This window comes from Nonomuraea sp. N2-4H (genome assembly GCF_045291505.1).
GTDB classification, from domain to species: domain Bacteria; phylum Actinomycetota; class Actinomycetes; order Streptosporangiales; family Streptosporangiaceae; genus Nonomuraea; species Nonomuraea fastidiosa.
Genome location: NZ_CP147987.1, coordinates 113,982 through 132,843, shown reverse-complemented (window position 1 = coordinate 132,843; position 18,862 = coordinate 113,982). Strand labels below are relative to the sequence as shown.

The window sequence follows — 18,862 nt, the reverse complement described above, 5'->3', positions numbered from 1 at the left end:
AGGCGGGGAGGTAGCGGCTGTAACCAGCCGGGAGCCGGAAGCGCTTCACGGCTCCAGCCTCCGGGAGGAACAAGTGAGGCTACGGTCTCTGCTGGCCGGCGCGACGACGCTGGTCGTGACATCAGCCGTGCTCTACGCGGCGCCCACGCTCCACGCCAATGCCGCCGACGCGGGCGATCCGATCATCAGCCCCGCGCTGGCCTCCGAGGTGCAGGCCAAGAGCCGGGTCCGCTCGATCATCCAGCTCAAACCAGGCCAGAGCGTCCAGGCGGTCGCCGCCGACCTGGAGCAGGCCTCCAATGGCAGCCGTGTCGTCGAGGCGACCGGCTCGGCGAACTTCTTCGTCGCCGAGGTCGACCGGCGCACGCTCGACAAGCTCAAGAAGGACGACCGCATCCACTCGGTCTACAAGGACGAGCTGAGCATGCCCTTTCTCGACGTCAGCACCGCGCTGATCCGCTCGGACCGGGCGAACCAGGCGGGCTGGAACGGCACCGGCACCACCATCGCCGTACTCGACACCGGCATCGACCGGGACCACCCGTTCTTCGCCGGGCGCATCGTGGACGAGGCCTGTTTCTCCTCCGCCAGCGCCACCGACGGCACGGTCTCCCTCTGCCCCAACAACCAGCCCAGCCAGACCGGGCCGGGCGCGGCCGACGCCGAGACCGCGCAGTGCCTGGTCAACGGGCAGAACGCCTGCTCGCACGGCACCCACGTGGCCGGCATCGCGGCGGGCAGGATGACCGCCGGCGCGCCCGCCAGCGGCGTCGCCCCCGAGGCGCGGCTGCTGCCCATCCAGGTGTTCAGCCGGGTGGACAACGCCCTGACCTGCATGCTGCGGGGCACCACCGCGCCCTGCTTCCTCAGCTACACCTCCGACCAGAAGCTGGCGCTCGAGTACGTGTCGCGGGTGGCCACGACGCACAACGTCGCCGCGGTGAACATGAGCCTCGGCGGCAGCACCGCGTACTCGGAGGCGTGCGACACCGACCCGGACGCCGCGGCCGTCAAGCCGGAGTTCGACCTGCTGGTGAGCCTGGGCGTGGCACCCGTGGTCGCGGCGGGCAACAGCGGGGCCGCCAACGGGGTCGCCTCGCCGGCCTGCATCTCCACCGCCGTCGCCGTCGGGGCCACCGACGACAGCGACCGGCTGGCCACGTTCACCAACAGGGGGCCGCTGCTCGACCTGCTGGCACCGGGCGTGACCATCAACTCGTCCGTGCCGGACGACACGTACGGGAACAAGAGCGGCACCTCGATGGCAGCGCCGCACGTCGCGGGGGCGTTCGCGATCATGCGGCAGGCCAACCCGGAGTTCACGGTCACGCAGAACCTGCAGCGGCTGCGGGACACCGGGAGGGCGATCCAGTTCGACGCGGCGGGCACGCCGGTGGTCACCTCCAGAATCGATCTGGAACGCGCCACCACCGCCACGCAGGCCAGCAGGGATCCCCGGATTTGAGCGGGTGCAACGGGCCGGACCCTCGTGGTCCGGCCCGCTCGCATGCCTACGGCGCGCTGTCGGACAGAACAAGAAGCGGTAACGGAACTCTTGCGCCTCTCTGACATCTGTTGTCGGATTAATACACTTCGGTGGACAAATTTCCCTTGAGACCCCGGAGGAACGGTTTGCGTCTCCCGTCTCTGTTCGCCGGAGCCATCGCGTTAGCAGCCGCATCGGCGGCCCTGGTGGCCACCCCCGCCCACGCCGACCCAGAATCCAAAATCGACCCCGCGCTGACGGCCGCAGGCGAGCACCGCGCCATCGTGCACGTCCGGCAGCCCGCCAAGGTGCAAGCCGTCAGGTCCAGCGCCGAGCAGGTCAAGCGCGACCGGCGCAACGTCGAGGCGCAGCCGCCCGCAGAGCTCGCCGGCAAGCTCGACTTCTTCGTCTACCGCGGCACCCGCGCAGAGCTGGAGAAGATCGCCGAGCAGTCCGACGTGGTCTCCATCCGCAAGGACAAGCTGAACAAGCCCAGCCTGATCGAGAGCGTCCCGCTCATCGGGGCCGACAGGGCGCACAACGCCCGCATCACCGGTGACGGCAGCGCCGTCGCCATTCTCGACACCGGCATCGACGACGACCACCCCGCCTTCGGCGACCGCATCGTCGCCCAGGCGTGCTTCTCCGCCGCCGACCCCGCCGACGGCTCCAGCCCGCTCTGCCCCAGCGGCAGCCAGTTCCAGCTCGGTGACGGCGCCGCCAACGCCGAGACCGAGGCGTGCATGAACGGCGCGCCGCAGCCGCAGTACGGCCTGTGCTACCACGGCACGCACGTCGCCGGCATCGCCGCCGGACAGCGGACCGCCGACTTCCCCGCCGACGGCGTGGCCCCCAAGGCCAAGATCATCGCGGTGCAGGTGTTCAGCCGCTTCGACGACTCGCCGTACTGCAACGGGCAGCCGGTCTGCATCCTCGCCTACGACTCCTCCATCCTGACCGGCATGGCCTACGCCGAGCTGCTGGCCCACGAGTACCGCATCGCCTCCGTCAACCTCAGCCTCGGCGGCGGCGCGTACACCTCCAACTGCGACGAGGGCGACGGCGCGGACTTCAAGGCCGAGGCGGACAAGCTCCTCGCCAAGGGCGTGCCCACCGTGGTCGCGGCCGGCAACGAGGGCAACCAGGCGGGCGTCTCCTGGCCTGCCTGCGTCTCCTCCGTCGTGACCGTCGGCGCCACCGACAAGCAGGACGCGGTCGCCTCCTTCTCCAACCGCGGCACGCTGCTCGACGTGTTCGCGCCGGGCGCGAGCATCACGGGCGCCATCGCGGGCAACGCGTACGCGACCCTCAGCGGCACCTCCATGGCCGCCCCGCACGTGGCCGGCGCCTTTGCCCTCCTGCGCCAGAAGGACACGTGGTCGTCGGCCGACACGCTGCTCAACGCGCTCAAGAGCACCGGCAAGCCGATCACGTACGACAGCGGCGGCGCGCAGGTGACCACGCCTCGGATCAACGTCTGGGCGGCGCTGCGCTGACCCCGCCTGATCCCTTGAAGTAGCGAGTCATCGGCCGGGCCCGGCACCACGGGCCCGGCCGATGCGCGTTTGCGGCCCATCGATGGCGCCGGCGCGTTCAGCGTCGTGCTCTCCGTCTTCACGCTGGGCGCGACCTTCCGCTCTCTCGCGCGGGCCAGGATGCGCGAGCTGGAGGAGGGGCGCGCGGCGGGCAAGGTCGTCATCACCTCTCTGAATGACCGACCTTTCGCTGAGAGCGGATGCGAGGCCGCTGACCTGCCGTCACGCGCGTCCGGGAACCCCTGTTCCGGCAAAGGCGTGCTTTTCGAATTGTGTCGCTTAGGGTGGCTTCTATGGACGCAGGCAAGGCGATCTTCGATACCGTCGGCAAGCTTCGCCAGCGGCGCACCGCCCCGCTGGTGCTGGAGCTCGATCTGACCGAGGGCCTCACCGAGGGCCCGCCGGCCGACCCGCTCGCCGCGGTGCTGTCCATGCGCAAGCCGCGCCTGGCCGACGTCCTGTCCGGGCTCAAGCGGGCCCGCCAGGACCCACGGGTCAAGGCACTGGTCGTGAAGATCGGCGGCAACCCGCTGGGGTTCGCCATGGTCCAGGAGCTGCGCCAGGCGGTGATCCGGTTCCGGGCGGCGGGCAAGCTGACCGTCGCGTACGCCGAGACGTTCGGCGAGTTCAGCGGCGGCACCATCCCCTACTACCTCGCCACCGCCTTCGAGCGCCTCTACCTCCAGCCGAGCGGCGACGTCGGGCTGACCGGCCTCGCCATGGAGCAGCGCTTCGTGAAGGGCGCGCTGACCAAGCTCGGCGTCGGTTACGAGGTGGGCCAGCGCCACGAGTACAAGACGGCGATGAACACCTTCACCGAGGACCGCATGACGGACGCGCACCGCGAGTCCGCGGCCCGCCTGCTGGAGTCGCTGACCGAGACGGTCGTGGCGGGCATCGCCGACGGCCGCAGGCTCGACCCGGAGAAGGTGCGCGAGCTGATCGACCAGGGGCCGTTCATCGCCTCGGAGGCGCAGGAGGCGGGGCTGGTCGACGAGCTGGCCTACCGCGACGAGGTCTACGACGAGCTGAAGCGCGCCGCGGGCGAGGACGCGCACCTGCTGTACCTGGCCCGCTACGCCAAGGCCGCCAACGTGCGCAAGCTGCCGCAGCCCATGGCCGACGGCATCGCGCTCGTCCACGGCAGCGGCCTGATCAAGACCGGGCGCAGCGGCCGCAGCCCGCTCGGCGGCGGCGGCGCGATGGGCTCCGACACGATCTCCGCCTCGCTGCGCGCCGCCCGCCGTGACGAGCACATCAAGGCCGTGGTGTTCCGGGTGGACAGCCCCGGCGGCTCGTACGTCGCCAGCGACACGATCTGGCGCGAGGTGGCGCTGACCAGCAAGGTCAAGCCGGTGATCGTCTCGATGGGCGACTTCGCGGCCTCCGGCGGCTACTTCGTGTCGATGGCGGCCGACGTGATCATGGCACAGCCGGGCACGCTGACGGGCTCGATCGGCGTCTACGGCGGCAAGCCGGTGCTGTCGGAGCTGATGGAGAAGGCCGGGGTCAACTCCGAGCTGCTCGCCGAGGGCGCCAACGCCGGCATGTTCTCCCTCACCAGGGGTTTCTCGCCCGAGCAGTGGGAGCGGGTGAACGCCTGGCTCGACCGCATCTACGACGACTTCGTGAACAAGGTCGCCAAGAGCCGCGACCTCAGCCGCGAGCGTACGCACGAGCTGGCCAAGGGCCGGGTCTGGACGGGCGCCGACGCGCACGCCAACGGGCTGGTGGACGAGCTCGGCGGGCTTGAGGACGCGCTGGCGCTGGCCAGGAAGCGGGTGGGGCTGGCCGAGGACGCGCCCGTACGCACCTATCCCCGGCTCAACCCGCTCGAACGGCTGCGCGGCCCCGAGTCCAGCGAGGACAAGGCGGCGGCGCTGGCCAGGATCCGGCTCGACGCGTGGGGTCCGCTGGCGCGGCTGTCGGCGGAGCTGGGCCTGCCCGCGGGCGGCCCGCTGCTGCTGCCGTCCTGGTATCGCATCCGCTGACCTCGCGGCGGACCGGACAGCGGGGCGCGGCGCGGAGGCGGTACGTCGCCTCACGAACGGCGGCAGGGCGCAGAGACGGTCCGTCGCCTCACGAACGGCGGCAGGGCGCGGAGGCGGTACGTCGCCTCACGAACGGCGGCGGGCCCGCGCGCTGAGGCCGGGGCTCAGGTGGCGATGGTGCGGTAGCGGCTGCGCAGCCGGACCAGCGGCTGCCGGCGCGCGTCGACGTAATCGACGGCGAGCACGGCCGCGATGAAGATCGTGTGGTCGCCGGCCACGACGACCTTGGTGGTCTCGGCCTCGATGGCGGCCACCCCGCCCTCGATCACCAGCGCCTCCGTGTGCGGCCCCCGGTGGTGCGGGGTGCCGGCGACGAGCAGGCGGGCGCTCGGCCGTCCCGCGGCGGCGAAGCGGCTGGCGACGGCCGTCTGATCGGACGACAGCAGGGAGGCGGCCCAGCGGCCCTGCCGGAGCAGCACCTCGTTGAGGTAGCCCTTGCCGGCCAGGCTCACCAGCACCAGCGGCGGCTCCAGCGAGACGGACATCAGCGTCGAGACGGTGGTGCCGATGTCGTCGCGCCCCTCGCGGGCGGTCACCACCGCCACGCCGGCCGCGAGCTGGGCCATCGCCTCGGTGAACAGCTCGGTCACCGCGACGGGCTCCACAGGTCGAACGCGTTTCCCCGGCCGGAAGGGCTCCGGTGGCCGTAAGGGCGGCACGCCACGGCCGGGCCTCCGCACGGGCGGAGGCCCTCGGCGCGGATGGCGGCGCTCAGACGAGGCCGTTGCTGGTCAGCCATTCCTTGGCAACAGTAGCGGGCTCGTCCTTGTTGACGGAGATCTTCTGCATCATCTGCAGCAGCGCGTCGGTGGTGAGCTTGGCCGAGATGCCGTTGAGCGTGGTCCTGACGGTGTCGTCGGCGGACGCCTTGTGCAGCAGCGGGATCACGTTCTGGGCGGCGAAGACGTTCTTGGTGTCCTCGAGCGCTACCAGATTGTTGGTCGTCATCTTGGGGTCGGTGGTGAAGACGTTGCCGACCTGGATCGAGCCGTCCTTGAGCGCGTCGGCCGTGGTGGGGCCCGTGGGCTTCCACTCCTTGAACTCCAGCCCGTAGACCTCCTTGAAGCGGGTCTCCCAGCGCTTTTTGAACTCGGGCGGAGCCCCCAGCACCATGTCCTTCGAGACCTTGGCGAGGTCCTCGATGGTCTTGAGACCCTGCTTGTCCTGGGTCTCCTTGGTGACCGACAGGCTGTCCTTGTCCTCGGCGGGCGAGGAGTCGAGCACCTCCAGCTCGGGCGGCAGCTTCTGCTTGAGCGCCGCGTCCACCTCCTCGGTGGTCACCGAGGTGTCCTTGACGTCGATGTAGGCGAGCAGGTTGCCGTTGTACTCGGGGACGATCGTCAGGCCGCCGCTCTTGACCTGGTCGAAGACGACTTCACGGCTGCCGATGCGGGGCTTCTCCTCCACCTGCACGCCCTTGGCCTCCAGAGCCTGGGCGTAGATGGAGGCGAGCAGCACGCTCTCGTCGAAGTCGAAGGAGCCGATGATCGCCTTGCCTCCCGCACCGGAAGCCGAGCCGGAGGGTGCCGCGCTCGTCGTCTCGAGCGGGTTGCTCCCGGTGGATCCACCCCCACCGCAGGCGGCCAGTGCGAGCATCGCCGACAGGAGGACCCCCGCGATGCCGTACGTGCGTCTCATGACTTTTCCCTTCTTAGCGGGAGGTTATACAGCAAAACCTAGCGAACCTTGAGGCGCCGGCTCACCCCCGGAGAGACCGCCACCCTCTGGGCGAGGGCGAACAGAGCCTGCACGACGAGCGCGAACAGCACAATCAGTACGGAACCACCGACGACGCTCGCGTAATCCTTGGTCGCGAAACCGTCGATGACGTAGCGGCCGAGCCCGCCGAGCCCCGTATAGGCGGCGACCGTGGTGGTGGCCACGACCTGGATGGCCGACAGGCGGCAGCCCAGCAGGATCAGCGGCAGCGCCACCGGCACCAGCACCCGTCCGAGCACCTGCCCGCCGCGCAGCCCCATCCCGTACGCGGCGTCGCGCAGCTCGGGATCGACGCCCCTGATCCCCTCGAAGGTGTTGACGAGGATCGGCGGCACCGACAGCAGCACCAGCGGGATGATCACCGGCCAGATCGAGCTGGTGCCGAGCAGCAGCACGAACATCACCAGCAGCCCCAGCGTGGGCAGCGCCCTGGCCAGGTTCGCCGAGACGACGACCAGCAGCGCACCCCGCCCGGTGTGACCGATGAGCAGGCCGAGCGGCACCGCGATCAGCGCCGCGAGCACCAGCGCAAGCGCCGAGAACTCCAGGTGTTCGAGCAGGCGGGCGGGGATGCCGCCGGTGCCCGACCAGTTGTCGGGGTTGCCGAAGAACTCGGCGAGCCAGCCGATGAACGAGGTCAGCCAGTTCACGGCGCCGCCCCCTTCCGCGCGCGCACCCACGGGGTCAGCAGCCGCTGCGCCAGGACGAGCAGACCGTCGGCGACCAGCGCGAGCGCCACGATGAGCACGATGCCGACGATCACCGGCGGCATGAACGGGTTCTGGTAGGCGCGGGTGAACAGCCCGCCGAGCCCGCCCTGCCCGATCAGCGCGCCCACGCTGACCAGGCTGATGCTGGAGACCGCGACCACCCGCAGCCCGGCCAGCACCACCGGGATGGCGATCGGCAGCTCGACCGCGAGCAGCCGGCGCAGCGGGGTGTAGCCCATGGCGATCGCCGACTGGCGTACGTGGTCGGGCACCGAGTCGAGCCCGTCGACCACGGCCGGGAGCAGCACCGCCGTGCCGTAGAAGGCCAGCGGGATGATCACCGTGGTCTGCGACAGGCCGGTCACCGAGATCAGCAGCATGAAGACCGGCAGCGACGGCAGCGCGTACACCACGTTCATCAGCCCTGACGTGGGCTGATAGAGCCAGCGCCAGCGCGCGCAGGCCAGGCCGAGCGGCACCGACACGATCAGCGCGAGCAGGATCGGCATGAACGACATCACGAGGTGGTCGGTCAGCAGGTTGCGGATGCTGTCGACCCGTCCGGTGTCCCAGTTACGCCCGATCCACTCCCATAGCGAGGGAGGGCCGTCACCCATCTGCGGCCTCCGCCAGCGCCTCGTCGAGGGCCTGCCGGCTGGCCACGCCCACGACCTTGCCGTCCTCGCCGAGCGCCACCGCGTTGCCGGACGGCGACAGCAGCGCGGCGTCGAGCGCGGCCCGCATGCTGTCGCGGCCGTGGCGGTAGGCGCCGTACGGCTCCAGCTTCCCGCCCGGCTCGCCGGTGCGCCAGCCCACCGGCCGGCCGTCGCCGGTCACGACCAGCACCCACGGCTCGGGGAGACGGCCGAGGACCCCTCAGGCACGGTCAGGTCCGTACGCAGCCGCAGCCCCTCCGTGGAGACGAACTGCAGCCGCCTGATGCCCCGGTCGCGCCCCAGGAACTCCTGCACGAAGTCGTCGGCGGGCTGGGCGAGCAGCGTCTTAGGGTCGGCGAGCTGGGCCAGCTTGCCGCCCACCCGCATCACCGCCACCCGGTCGCCGAGCTTGATGGCCTCGTCGATGTCGTGCGTGACGAACACGATCGTCTTGTTCAGCTCGCTCTGCAGCCGCAGCAGCTCGTCCTGCAGGCTCGTGCGGACGATCGGGTCGACGGCGCTGAACGGCTCGTCCATGAGCAGCACCGGCGGGTCGGCCGCCAGCGCCCTGGCCACGCCCACGCGCTGCTGCTGGCCGCCGGAGAGCTGGAACGGGTAGCGCTGGCCGAGCGCTGCGTCGAGCCCGACGCGTTCGAGCAGCTCCATGGCCCGCGACCGGGCCTTCTTGCGGTCCCAGCCGAGCAGGTAGGGGACGGTGGCGATGTTGTCGACGATCTTCCTGTGCGGGAAGAGACCGGCCTGCTGGATGACGTAGCCGATGCCGCGCCGCAGCGTTGGCGGGTCGATGCCCTGGACGGGGACGCCGTCGAGGAGGATGCGGCCCTCCGAGGCGTCGATCATCCGGTTGATCATCCGGAGCGAGGTGGTCTTTCCGCAGCCCGACGGGCCGACGAGTACGGTGATCTCGCCCGTGGGCGCCTCAAGGTCGAGATGATCGACGGCGACGGTGCCGTCTGGATAGCGCTTGGTGACAGACTCGAATGTGATCACGCGCGAACTCTCGCTTCGGGCTTTCGGTGGCAGCGCCGCAGCCCCCGTGCCACGACCGCCGCATGATCTCCTGAACCCACAGACTACGGCGATACTTCCCGATGTGTCCCCTCGGGATTTCCTTAAACGCTTCAGTTGACGCGTTACCGAATGCGGCCTTCTGGGGTGGAGATTCGCATGAATTCTTTATCTGGTAGTGCGCCGGACCACGCCAGTTGGCATGATTACCCTCACGAATCCTGACGCATCAGCTCACAACCTCCCGACGCGCACCACTCCCCCCAGCGTTCGCATCCACAAGAGGACCGGCCCGTGTCTCAGCCGCTCACCGATCAGCGCCGGCGCGCAGAACTGATCGCAGAGCTATACGACCGCCACGCCGCCGGGCTGTTCGCGTACTGCGCCGACCAGCTCGGCGACCTCGGCGCGGCGTCCGACGTCCTGGCGGCCGTGCTCAACGGAGTCCCGGACACCGCGCCGCCGCGCGCCGCGCTGTACGCGTTCGCGCGCCGCGAGATCCACCGCAGGGACATCGTCTACTCGCCCCCTGCCGTCGATCCGTTCATCGACCCGGCCACGGCGCTCGTCGAGCGCTCCCTGCGCGAGCTGCGCCCGCACCAGCGCGAGGTGCTGGTGCTGTGCGCGGTGTGCGGGCTGAGCAAGGACGAGCTGGCCTGGGTGCTCGACGTCGCGCCCGACACCGCCGAGGAGCTGACGATCGCGGCGGGACAGCAGTTCCGCCAGGCGCTGAGCACGGCGCTGGCCTCGACCGGAGGACGCCTGCCCACGCCGGTCGCCGACGTCTACGGCGCGCTGCGGGTCGCGCCGCTGCCCGACGTGCTCGGCCGCCTGCCGTGGCCGCAGCCGCCCGGTGCGCTGCGCATCCACTTCGCCGGCTCGCGCCCGGCCGCGCCCGGCCCGCTGTTCACCAAGCCGCGCTGGCCCAGCCCGCCGGTCTGGCCGCAGCCGCTGGCCGAGGCCGACCCGGCGACCAGCACCGTGATCTTCCCCGCCGAGCTGCTGACGCCGCCCGCCTCGTCGCGCAGGCCCGAGCACGACGCCACCACGGCCCCGATGCCCAAGCTGCGCGACCCGCTCAGGCCGCCGGGCGACATCCTCGACCCCGATCTGCCGCTGCGCGACCCGCTCGGCTCCACCCGGGCGTTCAGGGATCCGCGCACCGGGCTTCCGTTCGGCGAGCAGGGGTCGGCCCGCGATCCGCGCGACGTCGGCGACGTGCTGGCCTGGTCGGACAAGGCGGCCGGCAAGACGACGGACAGAGCGCCGGACAGAGCGCCGGACAGGGCGGCCGGCAAGACGACGGGCAGAGGGACGGACAGGGCGGCGGACAGGGCGGCGGACAGGGCGAGCAAGCCGGTCGAGCGGCCGTTCTACCTGGCCGAGCCGCCGCCCAGCGCGACCGACCCGTTCATGACCGGTGACGTGATCCTGCCGAAGGACGCGCCCGATCCGTACATGACGGGCGATGTGCTCGTGCACAACGGTCCGGCCCGGCCGGTCCCCCGGCCGAAGCGGTCCGACCGGCAGCGGCCGCCGATGGAGCCGCGGCCCACCCCCGAGGAGTTCCTCCGCCTGCCGGAGACGCCGCTCGGCGCGGTGCGGACGCCGGAGACGGTCCGCGAGCCGGCCGCACCGCTGTTCCGGCCGCACACCCGGCCTGCTGAGCAGCCGGGCAAGTCGGTGCGCCGCGGGTCCGGAAGGAAGGCCGCCGGGCGCGAGGGGCGCGGCAAGCCCGCGAAAGAGCCCGTCTACCGGCTCCCTGAGCGCCTGTCCGCGCCGGAGCCTGGACCGCAGGCCGGGTCGGAAGGCTCCCTGACCAGGGCGGAAGGCTCCCTGACCGGGACGGAAACCTCCCTGACCGGAGCGGAAGGCTCCCTGACCAGGGCGGAAGGCTCCCAGGGCACGCGTGGGGCGGAGCAGCGGGTGGTGCGGGAGACTCCGCGTGAGGCGGGGGCGCGGGCCGTCCGTGAGCTCGTGTTCGAGGCGGGCTGGCAGGAGACGTCGCCGATCGCGCCGCGCCCGGTCCGGGCGCGTCCCGTCCCCAAGCGCCGCCCCGAGGTGACCCGCCGCCCGCCGAAGCAGCGCCGCCGTAAGGACCGCCACTACGACTGGGTGTGGGAAGCGGCCGGGTTTCTGCTCTGCGTGGCGATCGCGATGATCGTCTTCTTCTCGATGCCGAGCGTCCTCGGCCCCTGACCTTCCCCGAACCCTCGGGGAGGGTCTTCAGCCGGCGGTCAGGATCAGCCCGCTGGTCGGCACCCCGGTCCCGGCCGTCACCAGGACGTTGGAGACGTCCGGGATCTGGTTGGCCGCGGTTCCCCTGATCTGGCGGACGGCCTCGGCGATGCCGTTCATGCCGTGGATGTACGCCTCCCCGAGCTGCCCGCCGTGCGGGTTGACCGGCAGGCGGCCGTCCAGCTCGATGCCCTCGTCCCGGACGAAGCCCGGGGCCTCGCCGCGCCCGCAGAAGCCCAGCTCCTCGAGCTGGGTCAGCACGAACGGGGTGAAGTGGTCGTACAGGATGGCCGTCTGGATGTCGGCGGGCGACAGCCCCGACTTCTCCCAGAGCTGCCGGCCGACGACGGACATCTCCGGCAGGCCGGTCATGTCATCGCGGTAGTAGCTCGTCATCATCATCTGCCCGGCCCCGGCCCCCTGCGCGGCGGCGGCGATCAGCACGGGCGACCTGCGCAGGTCGCGGGCGCGCTCGGCCGAGGTGACGACCAGGGCCACCGCGCCGTCGCTCTCCTGGCAGCAGTCGAGCAGGTGCAGCGGCTCCACGATCCACCGGGACGCCTGGTGCTCCTCCAATGTGATCGGCCGGCCGTGGAACCAGGCGGCCGGGTTCGTGGCGGCGTGGCGGCGCATGGCCACCGCCACCCGGCCGAAGTCCTCGGAGGTGGCGCCGTACACGTGCATGTAGCGGCGGGCGAACATGGCGACCCAGGCGGCGGGCGTCATCAGCCCGTACGGGACGTGCCAGCTCATCTCCAGCCCCTGCGAGGTGGGCTGCCCGGTCAGGCCGGAGTTCGGCTGCCCGAAGCGGCGGCCAGAGCGCTCGTTGAACGCCCGGTAGCAGACCACCGTGCTCGCCATGCCGGTCGCCACCGCCATGGCCGCGTGCGCGACCGTGCCGCAGGCCGCGCCGCCGCCGTACTCGACGCGGGAGAAGAAGGTCAGCTCGCCGATGCCGGTCTCCCTGGCCACGGCGATCTCCTGGTTGGTGTCCTGGGTGAAGGTGACCAGGCCGTCCACGTCGGCGGGCGACAGACCCGCGTCGTCCAGCGCCGCGAGCACGGCCTCGGCGGCGAGGCGCAGCTCGGAGCGTCCTGACCGCTTGCTGAACTCGGTGGCGCCGATGCCCGCGATCGCGGCGTTCACCGCGCCTCCCCTGGCGCTCCCGGACCTGACGCTCCCGGACCTGACGCTCCCGGACCTGACGCTCCGGGACCTGACGCTCCCGGGCCTGACGCTCCCGGTGTGAGGCGGACGGTCGCGGTGGCGTGGTCGCCGAGGCTGACCCGGCCGCGCACGCGCACCGCCGGCTCGCCGTCCGCGCCCTGCACGACCGTGCCGGTGAAGGTGAGCCGGTCCCCCGCGTACGCGGGCACGCCGAGCCGCACGTCGATCGACCTGATCACCGCGCCGGGCCCGGCCCAGTCGGTGACGTACCGCTGCACCAGCCCCATCGTGGTGAGGATGTTGAGGAAGATGTCCTTCGAGCCCTGAGCGCGGGCCAGCTCCGGGTCATGGTGCACGGGCGTGAAGTCCCTGGTGGCCAGCGCCGTCGAGATCACCATGGTCGGCGTCAGCTCGATGGTCAGCTCGGGCAGCTCCGTGCCGATCATGCGGGCTCCCATCTCGGCAGGACGAGTTCGGCGTCCATCGCGTCGAACCGCACCCGTAACCGCATCCCGACCTCCACGTCACCGGGCGCGCAGCCGACGATGTCGCCCACGACCCGTACGCCTTCCGGCAGCTCGACCACCCCCACCACGAACGGCGTCTCGCGCCCCGGCACCGGCGGATGGTGGTGCACGACGTAGCTGAACAGCACGCCCTCGCCGCTCGCCACCGTGTAGCCCCGGTTGGCCGAGCGGCAGCGCCGGCACAGCGGACCTGGCGGGTGGCGCAGCTCACCGCAGTCGGCGCACGCCTGGATGCGCAGCTCTTTCTGCTTGGCGCCGTCCCAGAAGAACGCGGTGTCGTCGCTGACGGCCGGCCGCAGTGGGTACGGCGCCCGCTCCTTCTCGGGCTCGGGGCGGAACTTGAGCACGCGGAACATCATCGTGGCGACCGGTTCGTCCTCGTCGGTGTACCAGGTGACGTTCCAGGTGGCGAAGTAGCCGACGCCCAGGGCGGTGCGCTTGGGCCCGGCCAGCCCCGCCAGCCGGGTGGCGGGGGTCAGCCGCTCCCCCACCCGCGCGTACCGGTGGTAGGTCTGCTCGCAGTTCGTCGCCACCACGCCCGTGTAGCCGCTGCGGTCGAGCGCGGCCAGCAGGTCGTCCACCGGTGAGCGCTCCTTGCCCGCACCAGGGCCGCGCATCGTCCACACCTGGGCCATGGCGGGCGGTGCCAGGCCGCGTTCGAGGTAGACGGGGTTGGCGTCGCCCATGGCGGCCAGCCAGTGGCGGATCATGGGGACGTTGACGGGGTCGTCGGCGGGTGCGCCGCGCACCTCCCCCAGAGCCGTCTGCTTGGCGGCCAGCTCGTGCAGCTCCGCGTCGCTCAGGACGAGCCCTGCGCCGCTCATCGGGGCGCCGCTCATCGGGGCGCCGCTCATCGGGGCGGCCTCGGCAGGCTCAGGCCGAGCATGGCGATCAGCTCGCGCTGCACTTCGTTCACGCCGCCGCCGAACGTCAGCACCACCGCACCCTTGGCGGCGTTGTCGATGCGCTCGATCAGCTCGGCGGTCTCGGGGTCGGCGGGGTCGCCGTACCTCGCCAGGACGTCGCCGACGATCCTGCCCGCCTCCTGCATGCGCTCGGAGGCGTAGATCTTGGTGGCGGACGCGTCGGGCGCGCCCAGCCAGCCCAGGTCCATGTTGGCCGCGACCTGCCAGTTCAGCAGCTCGTTGGTACGGAACGCGGCCCACACGGCGGCCAGCGCCCGCCGCACGCCCGGCTCGGCGTCCAGCCCCGTACGCCGGGCCCAGGCGCGGAACCGGTCGTAGACCTGGCCGAGGTTGCCCGCCGGGCCGAGCGTGACGCGCTCGTGGTTGAGCTGGTTGACGATGAGATCCCAGCCGCGGTCCACCTCGCCCACGACCATGTCCACGGGGACGCGGACGTCGGAGTAGTAGGTGGCGTTGGTGTGGTGGCGGCCGTCCATGGTCACGATCGGCGTCCACGAGAAGCCGGGATCGGTCGTGTCGACGATCATCATCGTGATGCCCTTGTGCCGCTTGGCCTCGGGGTTGGTGCGGGCCGCGAGCCAGATGTACTGGGCGTAGTGCGCGCCGCTCGTGAAGATCTTCTGGCCGTTGACGACGTAGTGGTCGCCGTCCAGCACCGCCGTCGTGCGCAGCGCGGCCAGGTCGGTGCCCGCCTCCGGCTCGCTGTAGCCGATCGCGAAGTGGCACTCGCCGGCCAGGATGCGGGGCAGGAAGAAGTCCTTCTGCCGCTCGGTGCCGTACTGCATGAGCGTGGGGCCCACCGTCTGCACGGTGATGATCGGGTACGGCACTCCGGCGCGGGCGATCTCGTTGGCGAAGATCTGCTGCTCCAGGGGGCCGTAGCCGCCTCCGCCGTACTCCTTGGGCCAGCCGATGCCGAGCTTGCCGTCCCTGCCGAGGCGGCGGCAGTGCTCCATGTACGCCTCGCCGAACGGATCGTCGGCGATCTCGGCCCGGTCCTCGGCGGTCAGGCAGGAGCCGAAGTACTCGCGCAGCTCGTCGCGGAGCCTGCGCTGCTCGGGTGTCAGGTCGATGTACATCAGACGAGCGCTCCGATCAGGTCGAGCTGGGCGTCCGCGCCGCCGAGCAGATGGGACAGGTGCCCCGCCTGGGCGAAGTAGCGGTGCAGCGGGTAGGTGACGTCGAGGCCGAGCCCGCCGTGCAGGTGCTGGCAGGTGTAGAGCGCCCTGACAGACTCGCCCACGTGGTACGCCGCCAGCGCCAGGTCCTGCCCGGCCGGCAGCCCCTCCGACAGCCGCCAGGCCGCCGACCACATGGCCACGTCGAGCGCCCGGCCGGCGATGTAGACGTCGGCGATCTGCATCGTCACCGCCTGGAACTCGGCCAGCGCCCGCCCGAACTGCCTGCGCTGCTTGATGTGGCCGGTCGTCAGCTCGAGCGCGCCCGCGAGCACTCCGCTCGCCTGGGCGGCGACGGCCGCCGTGAACACGTGTACCGCGTCTTCGGCCGCCTCGGGCCGGCGATCCGCTCGGCGGGGGCCGCGTCCAGCGTGATCGTGGCGGCCGGCTCGCCGGTCGAGGTGTGTTCGGGCGTGCCCGCCGGGCTCTCGGCCAGGAACAGCCCCTCGTCCGCCGTCACCAGCACCGCGGCGCCGTCCGGATACGGCACCTGCGTCTTGCGCCCGGTCACCGTCCAGCCGCCCTGGGCCCGCACGGCGGTGGTGCGGGGCGGGGCGTTCAGCGGCGCGCCCGGTTCGCGTACGGCGAGGGTGAGCCGGGCGCCCGGCGGCCGCTGCAGGTCTCGTGCGCCGTGGCGGGCCAGGATGAGCTGGGCGGCGAGCAGCGGCAGTGCGGGCAGCGCCGCCGCGCGGGCGCCGACCTCGCGCAGCACCACGGCCATCTCCACAGGGCCGAGCCCCGCACCGCCCGCCTCCTCCGGCACGCACAGGCTGAGCAGGCCGGCCTGGGACAGCCGCTCCTCGTCCGCATCCTTCGCCAGCACCTCGGCGGCGAGCCGCTGCAGCTCCCGCTGGGTCTCGTCCAGGTTGAAATCCACGTCTACATCTCCAAGAGGTGTCGCCTGCCGTGCCGTACGAAGTCCTCCTCGATGTCCTTGACGTCCGCGTCGGTGAGCCGCCTGAACCCGTCCCGGGTGCGCCACCAGACGGGGTCGGCGGTGCGCCACGCCTCGCGGGCCAGGTGCCGCTTGATGACCTTGTGCGAGGGGGTCTGCGGCAGCTCGCGGGCGATGCGGACGTACCGGGGCAGCGCCTTCGCACCGAGGTCGGCGCGCCCGGCGAGGAAGGCCGCGAACGCCTCGGGGTCGAAGGCGCGCTCCAGCACGAGCGCCGCCATCACCTGGTCGCCGGCCGCTGCGTCCGGCACCGGGTAGACCGCCGCCTCCACCACCCCGCCGAACTCGCGTAACGCCGCCTCGATGGGCGTGACGGCGAGGTTCTCGCCGTCCACGCGCAGCCGTTCCGTGCCCCGGTCGGCGAAGAAGACATGGCCCTGCCCGTCGGCGTAAACCAGGTCGCCCGACCAGAACGCGCCGTCCCTGATCCTTTCGGCGTCCGCCTCGGGGTCGTTGTAGTAGCCGTCGAACAACCCGAGCCCGGCCGTGTTGACCAGCTCGCCGATCGCCTCATCCGGGTTGAGCAGGCGGCCGTTCGCTATGTGCGCGGGCGGGCAGGGGCGGCCCGTGGTCGGGTCGAGGATCCGTACGCCCTCCGGCAGGCGGCCGAGGCAGCCGGGCGGCCCGCCGGGGTCGGGGGTGAGCGAGATCGCCGTCTCCGTCGATCCGAAGGCGTCGATCACCCGGCAGCCGAACCGCTCCCCGAACCGCCTGGTCGCGACCGCGCTGCCCTCGTTGCCGAAGGCGATCCGCAGCGGGTTGCCGGCGTCGTCCGGGCGCTCGGGGGTGGCCAGCACGTACGACAGGGCCTTGCCGACGTAGTGGAGGTACGTGACGCCGTACCGCCTGATGTCGGGGAGCAGGCCCGAGGCCGAGAAACGGCGCCGCAGCACCAGCCGGGCCCCCGACGCGACGGCCGGGGCGTAGGCGGCCATGAGCGCACCCGAGTGGAACAGCGGCATCGCGCAGTAGACGGCGTCGTCTGCGGTGAGCATCGCGGCCAGGCTGAGGCCGGGGACGGCGAGCTTGCGCTGGGTGATGCGTACGGCGCGGGGGCGTCCCGAGGTGCCCGACGTGAAGATCAGCATGACGAGATCGCCGCCCGCCGGCTCGGCGAGGTCGTGGGCCGCGGACAGGGACGCGCCGGCGCGTGGAGCCGGCGGCTCGGCCTGGCTGGGGCTCTCGCGCTCGGCCCGGTTTTCGTCTGCGGGCGGGGAGACCGCGGGCGTGTCAGGGGCGAGAGGCTTGGCCGCCAGCCCCAACGCACCCGCGACCTCGTCAGCGAGGGCTCCGAAAGGAGCATCGGCCAAGAGCAGGGTCACGTCGGTGGCGCGGGCGTCACGTACCAGCTCAGGGGCCGCCCTGGTGGGGTTGAGCGCGACCACCACATGCCCGGCCAGCGCCGCGCCGCCGATGAGGAAGACCAGGTCGGGAACGTTCTCGCTGAGCACACCGACATGCGTGCCCGGGCCGTGCGCGGACAGGCGGGCCGCGGCGGCGCGGCAGGCGGCGACGTGTTCGCGCCACGTCCACACCCTGTCCTCGAACACCAGCCCAGGGCGGTCGTCGCCGGCGCGTGCGGTCAGCAGGGAGGCGAGCGTGTCCGCGGTCATCGCTCCTCCAGCAAGCGCTAGGTTCGCTGACTCGCAAACTAGAACAGATTCTAATGAGTGTCCAGCGGAGGCCCTCTGAGATATGGCGGGATATGTCCGTGTAACGCCGTAGACATGGGCCGATAGGGCCGGTTTGTGACTCACGAGTAACAAGCCGTGCCGTCACAAAATCAGATAACGTGTTCTCATGCGTTCTACGCAGGCCACCATCGCAGCGCCCCCCAGCGACTCCGAGGGCACCATGGAAAACCCTTCCGCCCCGGGCGGGCACAGCGTACGCACGCGCAGCCAGCACCAACGCCGCAAGCGCATCGTCCAGGCCGCGGCGGCGCTGGCCTCGCGAGGCGGCGTCGAGGCCATGCAGATGCGCACGGTGGCCGAACGCGCGGGCGTGGCGCTTGGCACGCTCTACCGCTACTTCCCCTCCAAGATGGACCTCGTCGTGGCCGTCGTCGGCGAGGAGCTCGACCTGCTGGAGAGCAGCATCGAGCGCCGCCCGCCGAGCGCCGCCACCCCGGCGAGCCGCGCGGTCGACGTGCTCATGCGGGCCACCAGGGGGCTCATGCGCGAGCCCGAGCTGGCCGACGCGCTCATCCGCTCGCTGATCATGGCCGAGGTGCAGACCCCCTTCGGCGACCGCATGACGGGGCTGCTGCTGCGCGTCTCCGCCGACGGGCTCACCCTGGAGGAGGCCGGCGAGGAGCAGATCGACCTCGCGGGGTCGCTGGCCAGCGTGTGGGTGCAGGAGTTGCTGGAGATGCTGCGGGGGCGGCGCACGTACGACCAGATCCAGCGCCGCATCGAAACCGCCGCCGCCCGCCTCCTCTCCGACATCTGACCCCACCCTGTCCCACCACCGCCCCGAGCAGCGGGCCACCACAGCGCGCCTCGGCGATCCGACCGCCCCGCGCCGTGCGCTGCCCCGGCCGCCACCCCGAGCGGCACGCCACCCCAAGCGGCCAGCCACCCCGAGCAGCGCGCCGCTCCAAGCGGTGGGCCACCCCTGGCAGTGAGCCTCCGCAACCGTGAGCTGCTCCGCAGCAGGGGGCTGCTCACGAGCGGCCGGTCACCC

General features: G+C 71.8%; 16 protein-coding genes and 1 pseudogene. 5 read left to right on the top strand and 12 right to left on the bottom strand.

Annotation, left to right across the window (positions count from 1 at the left end; all coding sequences use genetic code 11):
• Nucleotides 1-73 precede the first annotated feature (73 nt).
• The 3 genes from WBK31_RS00620 to sppA all read left to right on the top strand — a co-directional run bounded on the left by WBK31_RS00620 (nt 74) and on the right by sppA (nt 5,012).
• Nucleotides 74-1,465 carry a S8 family serine peptidase gene (locus tag WBK31_RS00620; protein WP_364059195.1) on the top strand — a complete coding sequence of 464 codons (1,392 nt, stop codon included), beginning with the start codon at nt 74-76 and terminating at the stop codon, nt 1,463-1,465.
• A gap of 167 nt (nt 1,466-1,632) precedes the next feature.
• The gene (locus WBK31_RS00615; RefSeq protein ID WP_364059198.1) at nt 1,633-2,982 is read left to right on the top strand and encodes a S8 family serine peptidase; all 1,350 of its coding nucleotides are present in this window, start codon (nt 1,633-1,635) and stop codon (nt 2,980-2,982) included.
• Nucleotides 2,983-3,314: 332 nt separating this feature from the next.
• Nucleotides 3,315-5,012, top strand: coding sequence for a signal peptide peptidase SppA (gene sppA / locus WBK31_RS00610; protein WP_364059201.1), 1,698 nt, complete (start codon nt 3,315-3,317; stop codon nt 5,010-5,012).
• A 164-nt stretch (nt 5,013-5,176) separates the two neighbouring features.
• Here sppA and WBK31_RS00605 read toward each other — a convergent pair whose 3' ends face one another.
• The 5 genes and pseudogenes from WBK31_RS00605 to WBK31_RS00585 form a co-directional block, all read right to left on the bottom strand.
• Entirely contained in the window at nt 5,177-5,638 is a 462-nt protein-coding gene (locus tag WBK31_RS00605; RefSeq protein ID WP_364059581.1) for a flavin reductase family protein, read from the bottom strand.
• Between the two features lie 145 nt (nt 5,639-5,783).
• Nucleotides 5,784-6,710: an ABC transporter substrate-binding protein gene (locus WBK31_RS00600; RefSeq protein ID WP_378785056.1), complete on the bottom strand. Its 927-nt coding sequence runs from the start codon at nt 6,708-6,710 to the stop codon at nt 5,784-5,786.
• A 38-nt stretch (nt 6,711-6,748) separates the two neighbouring features.
• Nucleotides 6,749-7,441 carry an ABC transporter permease gene (locus WBK31_RS00595; protein WP_364059207.1) on the bottom strand — a complete coding sequence of 231 codons (693 nt, stop codon included), beginning with the start codon at nt 7,439-7,441 and terminating at the stop codon, nt 6,749-6,751.
• Nucleotides 7,438-8,118 (bottom strand): ABC transporter permease subunit, encoded by a 681-nt coding sequence (locus WBK31_RS00590; protein ID WP_364059210.1) that lies wholly within the window; start codon nt 8,116-8,118, stop codon nt 7,438-7,440. The genes WBK31_RS00595 and WBK31_RS00590 overlap by 4 nt, the downstream gene beginning before the upstream one ends.
• Nucleotides 8,111-9,168, bottom strand: a pseudogene (locus WBK31_RS00585) (ABC transporter ATP-binding protein). The gene WBK31_RS00590 and the pseudogene WBK31_RS00585 overlap by 8 nt, the downstream one beginning before the upstream one ends.
• A gap of 312 nt (nt 9,169-9,480) precedes the next feature.
• Here WBK31_RS00585 and WBK31_RS00580 point away from each other — a divergent pair.
• The gene (locus WBK31_RS00580; protein WP_406674169.1) at nt 9,481-11,385 is read left to right on the top strand and encodes a hypothetical protein; all 1,905 of its coding nucleotides are present in this window, start codon (nt 9,481-9,483) and stop codon (nt 11,383-11,385) included.
• A gap of 27 nt (nt 11,386-11,412) precedes the next feature.
• Here WBK31_RS00580 and WBK31_RS00575 read toward each other — a convergent pair whose 3' ends face one another.
• Genes WBK31_RS00575 through WBK31_RS00545 form a run of 7 tightly spaced genes read right to left on the bottom strand, consistent with a single transcriptional unit; the run spans nt 11,413 to nt 17,790 of the window.
• Nucleotides 11,413-12,570 (bottom strand): lipid-transfer protein, encoded by a 1,158-nt coding sequence (locus tag WBK31_RS00575; RefSeq protein WP_364059219.1) that lies wholly within the window; start codon nt 12,568-12,570, stop codon nt 11,413-11,415.
• Nucleotides 12,567-13,037, bottom strand: a complete 471-nt coding sequence (locus WBK31_RS00570) for a MaoC family dehydratase (protein ID WP_364059222.1) — start codon at nt 13,035-13,037, stop codon at nt 12,567-12,569. Before WBK31_RS00570 ends, WBK31_RS00575 begins: the two co-directional genes overlap by 4 nt.
• The gene (locus WBK31_RS00565) at nt 13,034-13,957 is read right to left on the bottom strand and encodes a bifunctional MaoC family dehydratase N-terminal/OB-fold nucleic acid binding domain-containing protein (protein WP_406674168.1); all 924 of its coding nucleotides are present in this window, start codon (nt 13,955-13,957) and stop codon (nt 13,034-13,036) included. Before WBK31_RS00565 ends, WBK31_RS00570 begins: the two co-directional genes overlap by 4 nt.
• Nucleotides 13,958-13,968: 11 nt before the next feature.
• A complete protein-coding gene (locus tag WBK31_RS00560) occupies nt 13,969-15,123 on the bottom strand; it encodes an acyl-CoA dehydrogenase family protein (RefSeq protein WP_378785065.1) in 1,155 nt (384 codons plus the stop codon).
• Nucleotides 15,123-15,533: an acyl-CoA dehydrogenase family protein gene (locus tag WBK31_RS00555; protein ID WP_406674167.1), complete on the bottom strand. Its 411-nt coding sequence runs from the start codon at nt 15,531-15,533 to the stop codon at nt 15,123-15,125. The genes WBK31_RS00560 and WBK31_RS00555 overlap by 1 nt, the downstream gene beginning before the upstream one ends.
• Nucleotides 15,473-16,099, bottom strand: a complete 627-nt coding sequence (locus WBK31_RS00550; protein ID WP_406674166.1) for an acyl-CoA dehydrogenase family protein — start codon at nt 16,097-16,099, stop codon at nt 15,473-15,475. Before WBK31_RS00550 ends, WBK31_RS00555 begins: the two co-directional genes overlap by 61 nt.
• Nucleotides 16,100-16,101: 2 nt before the next feature.
• Nucleotides 16,102-17,790, bottom strand: coding sequence for an AMP-binding protein (locus WBK31_RS00545; protein ID WP_406674165.1), 1,689 nt, complete (start codon nt 17,788-17,790; stop codon nt 16,102-16,104).
• A gap of 187 nt (nt 17,791-17,977) precedes the next feature.
• Between WBK31_RS00545 and WBK31_RS00540 the strand changes: the two genes are divergently transcribed.
• Entirely contained in the window at nt 17,978-18,628 is a 651-nt protein-coding gene (locus WBK31_RS00540; protein WP_378785071.1) for a TetR family transcriptional regulator, read from the top strand.
• Nucleotides 18,629-18,862 lie beyond the last annotated feature (234 nt).

Bases quoted from the DNA above. Each gene is read 5' to 3' on its own strand.
- sppA (WP_364059201.1), top strand. From the start codon at position 3,315: ATGGACGCAGGCAAGGCGATCTTCGATACCGTCGGCAAGCTTCGCCAG.
- WBK31_RS00605 (WP_364059581.1), bottom strand. From the start codon at position 5,638: ATGGCCCAGCTCGCGGCCGGCGTGGCGGTGGTGACCGCCCGCGAGGGG.
- WBK31_RS00600 (WP_378785056.1), bottom strand. From the start codon at position 6,710: ATGAGACGCACGTACGGCATCGCGGGGGTCCTCCTGTCGGCGATGCTC.
- WBK31_RS00590 (WP_364059210.1), bottom strand. From the start codon at position 8,118: ATGGGTGACGGCCCTCCCTCGCTATGGGAGTGGATCGGGCGTAACTGG.
- WBK31_RS00570 (WP_364059222.1), bottom strand. From the start codon at position 13,037: ATGATCGGCACGGAGCTGCCCGAGCTGACCATCGAGCTGACGCCGACC.
- WBK31_RS00565 (WP_406674168.1), bottom strand. From the start codon at position 13,957: ATGAGCGGCGCCCCGATGAGCGGCGCAGGGCTCGTCCTGAGCGACGCG.
- WBK31_RS00560 (WP_378785065.1), bottom strand. From the start codon at position 15,123: ATGTACATCGACCTGACACCCGAGCAGCGCAGGCTCCGCGACGAGCTG.
- WBK31_RS00545 (WP_406674165.1), bottom strand. From the start codon at position 17,790: ATGACCGCGGACACGCTCGCCTCCCTGCTGACCGCACGCGCCGGCGAC.
- WBK31_RS00540 (WP_378785071.1), top strand. From the start codon at position 17,978: ATGCGTTCTACGCAGGCCACCATCGCAGCGCCCCCCAGCGACTCCGAG.